Raw genomic sequence first — 12,691 nt, 5'->3', positions numbered from 1 at the left:
CACCTCTTCTATATTACAATCCGTTAATTAATGTCTCTATCATGTCACTTACCACATTCATAAAACGGCTGGCTGCATTGTAAGCATTCTGGAACTGAATCATACTGGTCAGTTCCTCGTCAGAAGAAACTCCGATTACCTGCTGACGCTTATTATCAACGGTATTTACCGTGTTATTCAGTGTCTCTGACATGGTATTGTAAACAGAACCTGCTGTTCCTGTTTCACCAATCATCTGTGCATAATATTCCATAAAGGTACATTTACTGGTAGCATTTGGATTCAAAGAAATCTCACTCTTCTTCCACATCTCTGTAAATGCGGTACCAAGCTGCTGCGCTACCTGTTTATTATTACTATCCTGTGTCAGATGCGGGATGTAAGATGGCTGGCTGATAATTTCATCATTTACCTTAAGGCTGGACAAGGTATACATTTTAGAAATATCTGTTGCACTTTCCTCATTGTATACATAGTATGTCCTGGTATTTCCAGCCGCATCCGTTACATTCACCTCTGTATAGCGATCCGTTCCTACCCTGGAAAATAGCTCCTGTGGCGGAAGCTTTCCATCACTTCCTACTGCGCAGTTATCTGTATCTAAAACTTTCATCCCCTGTGTAATGGTAAACGCATTTCCATCTGCTGTTGTTCCGGTTAAATCTGTGCCGGCATATTCTACATTCGGACAGAAGATATCATTGATTGCTGTAACCAGTTTATGTACCAGCTGGTCTAATTCTGCTTCTGTAGAAAGCATTACAGACATTCCTGCACCATCATTATATTCCTGACGGGATTTTCCTTCTATATCACGGTAATCTGCCACATAATTTCCACGCTGCATTACCAGTGCCTTCAATTCTCCGATGTCAGTGTTATAAGCAGACGAAATATCTACATTAAAGTTAAATACATCGGCTGTCTGTCCACGATTCGTATCTGACATCTGCGGCCAGTATGGTGTAATATAACCGGTCTCATCATCTACGCTTTTTCCCATCTCATATACCTGGGCACGATTTACGAAATCAACACCTTCTATTGAAACAAATACAGTTCCATCGTATTTTTCATCATAGTCGATATGAACCAGACCTGCCAGTTCGTCCAGTGCGTTATCCCGCTGGTCCCTTAATTCCATTGCAGTCTCGACTCCACCAGCCTCGATTTTTACAATGTTTTCGTTTAAATCATAGATTTTCTTTCCCAGTTCATTAATCCGGTCAATATCTTTGGAAATTTTTGTATTTAAATTATTCTGATAGTTCTGTAAACTTGTGTAAACGGCTTTCGCCCGGCTGATAAACAGACTCGATTTCTGCATTACAAGGTTCTGGTTTACCGAATCAGAAGGATCTTTGGAGAACTCTTCAAATGCAGTATATAAAGACGAGATACTATCCTGGAATGCTTCTCCCTCCAGCTCCTGAAAATAAGTATAAATTTCATTTGTCGCAGAGTAGCATGCGGAATAAAAAGACTGTCTTCCAGTCTCTGTACGATATGATTTATCTAAAAATATATCTCTTGAATGAATGACATCTGCAATACTTACACCAAGTCCGGACTGCTGATTACTGATTGCTGCATTTTTATCAAATGTATTGTAATGGCGGTCCGCCTGAATGACCTGCTGGCGCACATATCCGGTTGTGTCAACATTCGCAAGGTTATTTGCTGTCGTATTCAAGGCATTCTGGCTTGTTCGAAGTCCAGAAGAACCAATATATAAACTTCCCATTCCATTTGCCATGGTACTTTTCCTCCTGCCTACTGTTTCGTGTCAAAAGCACTGCTTCCTAACAAATCTCCGGTATTGTATGCAGATTTGTTATAATTCGCTGTTTCCGGTGCCTGCCGCAGGCTCTTAAACAAGGTCAGGTCAAACTCCACCATCTCTAAGGACTGTTTAATCAGTGCCTGATTCTGTGTGTTTAGCTGTGCCATTTCCTTTAACGTCCTGTGAAGTTTATCCCGAAGTGAAATAAGGCGGCTTTGTTCTTTTGGCTGTGATTCCAGTATCTGTATCATGGTCTCAATGGTAAAATCATCCTTTGGTTTACCCAGTACATCTGCCATATCCTGTAAGATGGTTCTGCGGCGCACTTCATATCCATGAAGCACATCTGTCATTTCCTGCTCCATTGCAGTAATTTCTTCCAATCTCTTTACATTTCCAGCAACCAGTACATCTGTCTTCTCTTTTGAAAGAACAATCAACTCCTGATATTGTTTATCTTCCTGCAGAAGTACATCTGCCAAATCCTCCATCAAACTAGCCACGGCTTATCCTCACTTCTTACTTCTTCATTTCGTTATATTTTGCCAGTAACATACTTGCAAAATCTCCGGAATCCACATCATATTTTCCTGACTGGACACTTGTTTTCAGTTCTGCTACTTTATCTTCCCTGATATCCGAAGCTTCTGCGACTGCCTGTTTTGCGATCTGGTAATCTCTTCCCAACTGGGAAATCTGCACTTCATCCCTGCCTGTGCTTACACCATATGGCTGCTGTACTTTACCAGTCTTACTTGTTTTATATATGGATGCGATCTGGTTATAAGCTTCTATACGCATAACGGCATCTCCTTTCTTCCTTGAAATGATTCGCATTTCTGTTGTCTAATCTATTTATCGGACGTTTCTTTGGAAAACTTAGTGCAATTTTAAGAAAATATTTTTTCCTCCTGTTACCGGTCTGTAGTGCCTGCAGCAGCTTCTTGCGTAAAATAGCCCCGGCATCACCGACACCAGGGTTATCTCTTTTATTTTCATTCTTATATAATATCCTTAATGGATAAAATGTGACGTTTCATATTTTCAAAATACTGATTCATCATGCGATATGCATTTTCCATGCTGCAATAATGATTCTCTGCAAGATTAAGAAGTGCATCCTCCACTTGGTAAATTATCTTATCATTGATATGGTACTGTAATGCTCCTTTTTCTACCTGAAGATACTTTGTCTTAATCTCAGGCAGTCCCAATGTTTCATTGAGGCTGCTTCCTCTTGCATCTTCTTCCAGTAATATGGAGAGGTTTCTTCTGGAAAGGTTATAGATATGAGCATGTACCCGAAATCCGATATGCAAATCGCAGTCATCATATACTTTAAATCCTTCATCACTGCCTGATATATCCATAAAATGCACATTCAGTTCCTTCATAATTGGTTCTATTCCAAGCCTTGCATCCGGGAAGCCTCTATGGCAGACAAAGTATATTTCACAGTTTCCAAAGAATCTTCTTACAAACTGGGTCAATTCTACTGCCAGACCCCAATTCGCCATGTTTCCGCAATCCGAAATACAGATTTTTCTACAGGATGTCAGCCCTTTTCCGGTATATCTTGTAATTCCAATATGTTCCAAATCATACCATGCCGGACAACCTGTCATCGCTATATTATCGTAACCATTGTTGCGCAATACATTCACGGTTGCAATATCCCTGCATCCCATCTTCAGGCCTTTTTCCGTTGCTTTCTGAAACAGTGCCCTCATAGGTTCTTCAAATTGATAACTATACTGGCTGACCACATCTGAATTGTGTTCCCACCATCCCATGCCAAGGAGCATAACTGGGATTTTAATTTTATTTAAATCATCTGTAACTGGTGCCATCCTTGGATAAAATCCATTACAATATCCAGGTCCACCGGCAAACACTAAAATATCGCAGGCATTTATTTCTGGAAGTTTTTCTTCCAGACTCTGATTTCGATAATATTCCACGATTTCACTGTCTGGATAAAAATATTTCAGTAATGAAATTGCCCGGTTCTTTATCAAAAAATCGCCGGCATTAATAATTGCTCCGTGTAATACAGCTATTTTCATCTCCGTCACCTCTCTTCTTTTATTTTACGTTTCCTTTTAATAGTATCTGTAACTTCTCACCGGATGGCTTGCAGTATACACGATTGACAGGATTAAAAGCAGTACACTGATTCCCGCCAGCACAATGGTTGCAATTGCAAGTCCTTTTTTCTTCGTCTGTAAGCCCTGGAATCCACACCAGAATTCCAACACAATTATAATTGCTCCGTATGTAATACCAAAGAAGGATAACAGCAGTCCCACCAAGCTGATTACAAAACCTGCAATCGTCCAGTTCTCCCTTGTCTTTCTGGATTTCTCCACAAACTGATTGGCACTGTTCTGTGGCGGGATATACCCCTGCTGTGGTGGCATGCCCTGCTGCATCGGTGCTCCCTGCTGCATTGGCATTCCCTGCTGCATTGGCATTCCCTGCTGTGGTGCCATACCCATCATATCAATGCGATGCAGTTCTACAAACAGCGGTTCTAAATCATCCCGGAAAGATTTCTTTGGAATGGCACCTACAAAGCCTTCCAGCCCTCTTGGTTTCTCAAAAGTTCCCATATATGCCAGCACAATCACTTCTGTTCCATGAATGTAATATTCTATAGAACGTTTTCCCTTCATCCACGGGTCATTAAAGAAATAATAATTGGCATTTGGCTTTGGCATCTGTACATACTGGTTGGCTGCCAGATAATTCTGAATCACCTGGTTAATCACTGCCGGTGCCGCATGCACGCTAAATCTGTATTCTGTTTTTTCTTTGCTCATTTTTCCTTCTCCTTTATATTATGTAAACCGCCTTTATTCCATCGGGCATCCCCGGCGTTCCGGTCCTTCCATGCCGCTTACATACCGGGCATTGAATTCCATATTAATCTCCCGGAGTTCCTTCTCTCCATCAATGTATGCCTGATACATTTCCACGATTCCGGCACTGCATCCATCGCAGGTTGCAGAAATATTTCCCAAGGATTCTGCAACAATTGCCTCACGTTCTTCTTTTGTTGTATCTTTGATTAAATATCCGCTCATCCTTATTCTCCTTACCAATCACTTTTACACAAACAGCTTCTTCACATTTTCAGCATCAAAGGTTACGGATGGCACATGGTCTACTTCAATCTGATAAAGGGCATTGGCTGCTAAATGTTCCGCTGCCTGTTCTAAATCACGGATACCGGAAGTATGCTTAAACTGCTCTACAATTGCATCCAGTCCATCCTCTGTTACAACACATTCACCCTGATGCAGGCCGATTCGTTTTAATACCTTCGGCAGTGCAAACCGGGAGAAGATAATCTTCTTTTCTTCTGATGTATAATCCGGGATATCAATTACTGCAAAACGGGATAAAATCGGTGCACTGATATCGGCTTTATTGTTAGCAGTAGCAATCGGATAAACTCCCACGGTCGGAACCATACATTCCATATAGTTGTCGGTAAATCCAAGGTTATCTAACAAGGTTAACAACACATCTGCCGGGTTTCCGTTTCCTTTGCCAGATGCTGCTTTATCTAACTCATTGATAATAAATACCAGATTGGATTCTCCTGCCATGGAAAATGCTTCCATGATAATTCCAGGCTTTGCATTGGCATAGATACGGGAGCTTCCGGTCAACTGCTCCGGGTCATTGATGGAACTCATATCCAGTGTTGTCCAAGGCAGCTTTAAGATTCTTGCTACCGCATAGGCTATCTGGGATTTTCCGGTTCCTGCCGGTCCCACCAGAAGCAGTCCATATGCCGGCAGGGTATGGGTTCTGTTAATCTGAATGATGGTTTCCATGATACGCTGTTTTACTTTCTCCATGCCATATAACTCTTCATCGAGAATCTTTCTTGCTTCTACCGGATCAATTGCCTCAAAATAATTGCTCTTCCACTGGATATTCATCATAATAGACAATGCTCTCTGGGCATGACGGCGTTCCTCCGGTGATACCTCATGGGAGCGTGCTACTGCAAGGTTTCTTCTCGCCCAGAGGCGGATATTATCCGGCATGGTTCTGCCGGCGCAAGTCATAAAATCGGAAATGCTCTGTAAGCTGGTCAGCTTCATATCATCTCCATTTTCATCCTCTTCTTCCTCGTCCATTTCCTCTGTCGGTGCACTGCTGGCAAGAAGTCTCTCTATCATAAACTGTAAAAACCCATCCTCTGCCGACAATTTGGTTCCTGCACCAAAGGTTGTCTCCCGAATCTTGTATACAGCATACCCGTCTTCCCGGTTTTCTCCGGAAAGGCGCACACTGATATGATTTTCTCCCAGCCATTTAATCAGGCTGACAAAACGTGCATCTACTTTTAAAATATCTGCGCTGTAAGTCTCGCTTTCCTCTTTAAATTCAAAAGCAGTCTGCTGGCTCTGGTTTGCAAACACTCCTCCGGAATGATGTTTCCAATGACGGCTCTTATTGTCCAGTACGAGAATCGGCTCCTCCGCTGTCTTCTCCTTCTCGTTGGACTGAAACGTTGTATAAGTGCATATGGACTCTGTCTTTTTCCCGCCCGGTGCATTACTAAAGTCAAAAACTGCCATTTTTCTCTCTCCTGTATTTTTCATTTGTCCTCTTAAACTGATAAAAAGACCTTTTCTCTCAGAATACCACAATGGTTCTGAAAAGAAAAGGTCTTGCTGTTTTGTTTTATTATCTGCTGTTATTCTACGCCTTTTAAGATTTCTACCATATCAAGCTTGCGGATTCGTTTCGAGAACATGAAGCTTACCAGCATCGAAATTGTCATAACCAGAATACCGGCTATGATATAATCCACCGGTGCCAGTGACAGATTATAATCGAAATTCTCTCCATTGGTATTTATCATTGCATTTAATGACACATTTCCAAGCGGTGCTCCAATAAGGATTCCGATGATGCTAAGCCACAGATTCTGCATGCTTAAAATTCTTCTTATCTTAGAGGAACGCAGTCCCAATACCTTTAAAGTTGCAAATTCTTTTACTCTTTCACGAAAGGAAAGTACGCCGGAATTATATAATACGACAACTATCATAAGTATGGAAAACACTGCCATCATACCTACCATCATATTCATGATTTCCATACTGCTTTCATAGGCTGCCTGCATTTCGCTCTTACTGTTTACTCCGGTTACATAATCAAGGTCGGTCTTGTCTTTTGCTGCTTTATCATCCGTCATCAGAAAGCTTGGTATATATTCCGCACCTGTTTTCTCATAATCTTCTCTAAGATATGCAATTCCCTGGGACTCAAGGCTCCGGTAAATGGTTCCAACCTTTGCTTCATACCAGGTATTTTTCGTATAAAGATGCCAGTATACGGTATCTCCTACCTTTACATCAAGGTCGGCTGCCAGCTTACGGCTGATGCCGATAGTTCCCGGTGTCAGCTCTTTAATCTGATTATTTAAGTCAAGAATATTATATAAATTCTTTCCTTCTAAAACCGTAATGGTTTCTTTTTTCTTTTCATCGGCTGGTGCATTTTTCTTCTTTGCCACTTCTACCTGATTTACCATTACCACTTCGCCATCCAGTTCCTCTGCCATATCGTCTACATCTTCCGTCTTGGCATCTTCTGAAAATTTAATCTGGTACTCACCCACAGTTACGCGGTTAAAGTTAATCTCAATCATACTGCCTAGGAGTTCATTACAGCCGACTGCATATATCATCAGCAACATACCGACTGCCGTTCCAATTACACACATAAAGCTTCTTAACTTGGCTCTGGAAATATCCCTGAGATTGTACTGGCTGGTAAAGGAAAGTTTTTTCCAGAATGGCAGTCTCTCAAAAATGCATTTCTTTCCCTTCTTCGGTGCTGTCGGCCGCAATGCCTCTGCCGGTTTAATATGAAGCAGTTTCCGGCAGCTGATATAGGAAGCAAGTACGCATACTGCCACAATGCCTGCTGCAATGATTAAATACATCGGATGGAATACAGAATGTAATCCCGGTACGATGTACCAGTTTGCAAACATGTCAATGACTGCCGGGCTTCCCCACAAAGTTCCTGCCAACAGTCCAAGAATGACTCCAACTACCGAAACAACCAGACTGAAGCTGATATAATGCAGCATGATTTTATGCCGTTTCAAACCAAGGGCATTCATGGTTCCTATCTGGGTACGCTGCTGCTCTACCATTCTTCCCATGGATGTCGCAATGACTAAAATTGCAATTCCAACAAATATAATGACAAATAAGTAGGAAAATGACTGGTGCTGCTCTAATTCACTGTCTAATCTTGCCAGTCCCGGAATGGATTTTCTGTCTACAATGGCTGAATAATCACGGTCGATGCTTTTATCTATCATCTGACCTAACTACCGTCGATTTTCCTGCTCCTGACTGTCCTAAAATCACCACAAATTCTCCCTCGTTAATGGTAAAGTTCACATGATTGACTGCATATTGTAGTGCTTCTCCTTCTTTTGTGCAAGTTAGTCGTATCTAATCAGAATTATAGCATAAAAATAAGGATAACCAAGTTCTGGTTATCCTGTTGAGAAATATTATTATTAATTTTCAAAAAAATTTATTCTGTTAATCCTTTGATTTCATCCACAGATAATCCTGAAATTTCTGCTATCTGCTCCAAAGAAAAGCTACCCATCTGGAGCATCCGGGTTGCTGCTTTAACAGATGCCTGCTTTTCACCTTGTTCCACCCCTGCCTCAAACTCCGCTTTGCGAAGTTTCTTTTCTTCTTCCACTTTATCATATTCGAAAATACTCATCGCAACTACCTCCGCACGATTCTTTTTCAGGAAATCAGCAAGTATATTCTCCCGGATGCATTCTGTAACCGCTCGTTCCACAGCATCCTCCAACGGAAGCTGCTCTGCATACTTTCTGACTTTCGCTACATACTGCGCATACTCCTTTAATTTTCGGCAATGCTGCATTAATTCGCAATTATGTCCTTCATTGATATTTAATGTTGTCACAATCAGTTCCAATGCCGGTTCTGCTCCGGTATGTAAAAAAGCATCTGACAACCGGCTGATGCAACAGTCCTCTAACGGCTCTATTCCATTATAAAAAACAAAAAAGCCGGGAGTCGGAATCTTTTGAATTGCAGATGAATATAACGATTTCCGGTCGATGAGTTTCTGGTATTCCGCTGCAATATAAAACAAGTCCCGAAGAGGAATATTGGGATTTACTGTAGACTGATGTTCATAAAGATAGAGATTCATGTCTAAAATAAATGCCAGATCATTTTTCATTCCCATATAAATAGCATTTTCCAATGTTACAATTTCCAAGTCATCGGGATTGGTATAATTCCGTTTGTTTACCGCATTATAGAGTGACAGAAGTGACTCCCTGTCTGAAAAAAGCATACGAAAAATCGTATCCTTATAATTGCGGTTTGCTGCTGGTACTTTCTTTGTCATATGTAGTTCCTCATTTGATTTGCAGGAAGCTGCTACATACTCCTTTTCCTGTAACTTCTCCTGCTTTTTATTTAATAAATGGTATAAAAAGCATAGATAGATACAGAAATGTCATAACGCTTAAGACTGCCAGAATGGAATAATAGAAAATGCTATCTGGATTGTATTTTATGCTTTGGATTATTGTATCACAAAGATTTTGTCCCCGGCAATCCTTTTATGAATATTTTAGATTTCTAAGAATCTCTTAAGTTTTATTAATGAGTCTGTTCATATTCTAAGAATTCTTTTGTCTTAGACCAGTACTTGATTCCCCAGTTTTCAAAATTCCATTCTTCCATATAGGCATTGCACTCATAATCCACATAATAGAGGACATTTTGCCACAGGATAAAATTTGTAGGGAAATAATCAATATTTGTATGTGCAGCATATAACTTTGTGCACATTTCTTTTACCTGTTGCAGGCAGATTTCCGGCAGTGCGTCCTTTTCCACCTGCTGATAGACAGTGTCTCCCGGAATGTATTCCTTTAAAATGCGTTCCTGTGTTTCATCGATATCAAGCAGCTTTGGCATGGTAATTCCAATTTCCATAAGCCGTTTATAATCCCTTTTTTCAGCCTCTAACTTATTATCAAACTGATAATAACTGCATGGTTCATGGTGAATCTGTTTCAGGACATATTCCTTCTCCCCATCTGTCACAAGATAGGAATAGCCGCCTTTCCCCTTTCCAAGCAGTTTTTTCACTTTATATTCTTTTCCGTTTAATGTCATTATCTCTTCTTCCGGCAGCTCCATTTCCGCTCCGATATCCAGTTTCTTTTCATAAGCCAGCTTATCCGCCATACGGATGCTGCGCTGTTTTCCGGTATCATCCACCAGAAGAATCGTAACCATCGGTTCTTCCCCTTCCGGCCGTCCTTCACAGCCGAATTCATCCTCAATAATATCTGTGATTTTGTATTTTTTCATCTGTTGATTCCTTTCCTGTTACTTCCTTTATTTCTTTTGAAATATCTATGCTTCTATTACGAGACCAACTTTTAACTGCTCCACCATATCGCCTAACTCCTGCTGTAGAATCCGAAAAGCTCTTCCTCCCGTACAGTGACCGGTATAAATCTTTTTTACACCGGTTGCCTTTATTTTTTCTGCCAACTGCCGAATTTCAGTTTCCCCCTTTTGAAAAATGTGGAAGCCACCAATCATCATTTTTGCCGGCTTTTCAAACAGTTTGCTGACCTCATTTATAATATTGTCTGCGCCACCATGCGAACAGCTGTTAAAAATAATAAGACCATCCTCTTCCTCTATTACAAGACTTTGTTCATGGGCGAAATCGTCCGGTCGCCAACGTCTGCCGTCTCTGATATACATTTTATTGGCGGCTCCGATTGTCTCAAGACCTTTTGTCGTATGGGGAATCAGATATACATTTTCATAAAGTTTGTACTTTCCGGTCACATATTCAATTCTATCCTTCTGTCTGGTTAAGATATGTTTTGGAATTCCAATATATTTATGAATAAACCACTTCTTAAAATAACAGTTTTCACCGGTTCCCTTTTGAAGATAAAATTTCGCATTCTCATTTTCTTCAAAAAATGCCTGCATCCCATTTGCATGGTCATAATGGGCATGGGACAATACCCCATAATCCACTGCCCCGATATCCTTTTCCAATGCTTTTGCATTTACCAGAAAACGGTTTGATGCACCCGTATCAAGCAGTATATTTTTTCCTGCCTGTTCGATATAAATGCTCAACCCCCATTCTCCAGTTGCAATTTCCGTTCCTATATTATCTACTAATACAGTTGCTTTCAAATTGAATCCCCCTTTTCTTATCTCATTACTTTTCATTATACCAATTTCCACTATTTCTACAATCATATCCTGGCAGCTTTCTTCCTGCAATTTTCTTCATGCATCTATCATCCATTGTAGTTTCTCCTGTTTCTCGTATTGTTAACTCATATCTTATTTCAGGTTGACATTCAGTTAATTTTTGTTTATCATAAAGAACTGTAAAATTCACACAGATACAAAGGAGACAAACCATGGATGCACTGACACTGGCACAGGAAATTATTGACGGACGACGCATTACGCGAGAGGATGATTTATCCTTTTTTCTTACCTGCGATTTAAAGGAATTATGCGAAGGAGCCGACAAAATCCGTGCTGCAAGAATTGGAGATAAAGTAGATTTATGTTCTATCATAAACGGACGAAGCGGACGCTGTCCGGAAGACTGTAAATATTGTGCCCAGTCTGCACATAACCATACCAACTGTGAAGTATATGACTTCCTGCCAGAAGAAGATATTATCAAAGCCTGCAAAATGAACGAAAGCGAAGGAGTTGACCGATTTTCTATCGTAACTGCGGGAAAAGCACTGACCGGTCCGGAGTTTGAAAAAGCCATTCACGCCTTTGAATCCATGCATCGGGAATGCAAAATCGATTTATGTGCTTCCATGGGATTTTTAGACGAAGAACAACTGCACCGCCTTCATGAGGCAGGCGTTACCAGCTATCATCATAATATAGAAACATCACGCCGGAATTTTCCAAATATCTGCACCACCCATACCTACGATATGAAAATTGAAACTTTAAAGAAAGTAAAAGCGGAAGGCATGTGCGCCTGCTCCGGTGGTATTATCGGAATGGGCGAAACCTGGGAAGACCGTCTGGATATGGCAGTAAGTTTAGCTGAACTGGGAATTGATTCTATTCCAATCAATGCTTTAATGCCAATCCCGGGAACTCCATTAGAAAATCTGCCGCAGTTAAGTGAAGATGATATTCTGCGTACCATCGCATTCTTCCGTTATATCAATCCGGATGCAAATATCCGTCTGGCTGCCGGCCGTGCACTGCTTACCAACGATGGTGAAACTGCTTTTCAGGCTGGTGCATCTGCAACCATTACCGGAAATATGCTGACTACCGTTGCCTGCGCTACCATAAGAAGTGACCGGAAATTGTTAGAAGATTTAGGCAGGGATGTAACTCCGGATTACTGGAAAGAAGCATAATAGATTCTTATGGACCTTTGATAGAAAAAAGGAAGCCGTTCCATCGGAACTGCTTCCCTTTTTTTATGCGGATAACCCACAAAATATTTTCCCGCGTTTATACGATTTTCCTACACCTGTATTCGATCTGCAATTTCATTTCCCATTGCAAATCTGCTGTCTTTTGCCCCAATAATTACACAGTCACGCATTTTCTGGATGAGCTGTATGCGTTCCCCCTCATCTACAGAGTGGCTATGCAAGAAATCAAGCACTTCCGGCTGACCAAACATCCACTGAATGGTATAGGTTTCACCTGGTGTTGCTTTTGACAATGCCTGCATAGAAATTCCTCCTTTTCTCCTATTGTAGTTTTCACCTGCCCTGTTAGTCAATTGCTATCTTAGTTGCAATCTTCCAACAAATAGTATACG

14 protein-coding genes are annotated in these 12,691 nt (G+C 40.9%); 1 reads left to right on the top strand and 13 read right to left on the bottom strand.

From position 1 onward, the window contains the following. Positions 1 to 13: 13 nt before the first annotated feature. The 12 genes from flgK to DXB43_RS00250 form a co-directional block, all read right to left on the bottom strand. Positions 14 to 1,756: a flagellar hook-associated protein FlgK gene (flgK, locus tag DXB43_RS00310; RefSeq protein WP_117841494.1), complete on the bottom strand. Its 1,743-nt coding sequence runs from the start codon at positions 1,754 to 1,756 to the stop codon at positions 14 to 16. Positions 1,757 to 1,773: 17 nt separating this feature from the next. Next, on the bottom strand, positions 1,774 to 2,286 hold the full coding sequence (locus DXB43_RS00305) for a flagellar protein FlgN (RefSeq protein ID WP_243006614.1): 513 nt from the start codon (positions 2,284 to 2,286) through the stop codon (positions 1,774 to 1,776). A 16-nt stretch (positions 2,287 to 2,302) separates the two neighbouring features. Next, positions 2,303 to 2,584, bottom strand: a complete 282-nt coding sequence (gene flgM / locus DXB43_RS00300) for a flagellar biosynthesis anti-sigma factor FlgM (RefSeq protein WP_117841495.1) — start codon at positions 2,582 to 2,584, stop codon at positions 2,303 to 2,305. Between the two features lie 200 nt (positions 2,585 to 2,784). Next, complete coding sequence (locus DXB43_RS00295; protein ID WP_022244115.1) at positions 2,785 to 3,849, bottom strand: polysaccharide pyruvyl transferase family protein; 1,065 nt, start codon at positions 3,847 to 3,849, stop codon at positions 2,785 to 2,787. Positions 3,850 to 3,885: 36 nt separating this feature from the next. After that, positions 3,886 to 4,605, bottom strand: coding sequence for a DUF4190 domain-containing protein (locus DXB43_RS00290; RefSeq protein WP_117841951.1), 720 nt, complete (start codon positions 4,603 to 4,605; stop codon positions 3,886 to 3,888). Between the two features lie 33 nt (positions 4,606 to 4,638). Next, a complete protein-coding gene (locus DXB43_RS00285) occupies positions 4,639 to 4,869 on the bottom strand; it encodes a hypothetical protein (protein WP_022244117.1) in 231 nt (76 codons plus the stop codon). Positions 4,870 to 4,893: 24 nt separating this feature from the next. After that, positions 4,894 to 6,381, bottom strand: a complete 1,488-nt coding sequence (locus tag DXB43_RS00280; protein WP_117946538.1) for an AAA family ATPase — start codon at positions 6,379 to 6,381, stop codon at positions 4,894 to 4,896. 119 nt (positions 6,382 to 6,500) lie between these two features. After that, on the bottom strand, positions 6,501 to 8,144 hold the full coding sequence (locus DXB43_RS00275; RefSeq protein ID WP_117946001.1) for an ABC transporter permease: 1,644 nt from the start codon (positions 8,142 to 8,144) through the stop codon (positions 6,501 to 6,503). Then, the gene (locus tag DXB43_RS15740) at positions 8,134 to 8,226 is read right to left on the bottom strand and encodes an ATP-binding cassette domain-containing protein (RefSeq protein ID WP_197420783.1); all 93 of its coding nucleotides are present in this window, start codon (positions 8,224 to 8,226) and stop codon (positions 8,134 to 8,136) included. The genes DXB43_RS00275 and DXB43_RS15740 overlap by 11 nt, the downstream gene beginning before the upstream one ends. 139 nt (positions 8,227 to 8,365) lie before the next feature. Next, the gene (locus DXB43_RS00265; protein ID WP_117841948.1) at positions 8,366 to 9,229 is read right to left on the bottom strand and encodes a hypothetical protein; all 864 of its coding nucleotides are present in this window, start codon (positions 9,227 to 9,229) and stop codon (positions 8,366 to 8,368) included. 257 nt (positions 9,230 to 9,486) lie between these two features. Further along, on the bottom strand, positions 9,487 to 10,206 hold the full coding sequence (locus DXB43_RS00260; protein ID WP_330417842.1) for a hypothetical protein: 720 nt from the start codon (positions 10,204 to 10,206) through the stop codon (positions 9,487 to 9,489). A gap of 45 nt (positions 10,207 to 10,251) precedes the next feature. Continuing rightward, positions 10,252 to 11,061: an MBL fold metallo-hydrolase gene (locus DXB43_RS00250; protein ID WP_022244123.1), complete on the bottom strand. Its 810-nt coding sequence runs from the start codon at positions 11,059 to 11,061 to the stop codon at positions 10,252 to 10,254. A gap of 233 nt (positions 11,062 to 11,294) precedes the next feature. On the opposite strand from DXB43_RS00250, the gene bioB reads away from it, so the two are divergent. Continuing rightward, complete coding sequence (gene bioB, locus DXB43_RS00245; protein ID WP_022244125.1) at positions 11,295 to 12,278, top strand: biotin synthase BioB; 984 nt, start codon at positions 11,295 to 11,297, stop codon at positions 12,276 to 12,278. 110 nt (positions 12,279 to 12,388) lie between these two features. Here bioB and DXB43_RS00240 read toward each other — a convergent pair whose 3' ends face one another. Further along, entirely contained in the window at positions 12,389 to 12,601 is a 213-nt protein-coding gene (locus DXB43_RS00240; RefSeq protein ID WP_022244126.1) for a FeoA family protein, read from the bottom strand. Between the last annotated feature and the right edge of the window lie 90 nt (positions 12,602 to 12,691).

Source organism: Roseburia sp. OM04-10BH, assembly GCF_003462605.1.
GTDB classification, from domain to species: Bacteria; Bacillota; Clostridia; order Lachnospirales; family Lachnospiraceae; genus Roseburia_C; species Roseburia_C amylophila.
The sequence above is the reverse complement of the archived record's forward strand: the minus strand, read 5'-3'. Positions and strand labels throughout refer to the sequence as shown.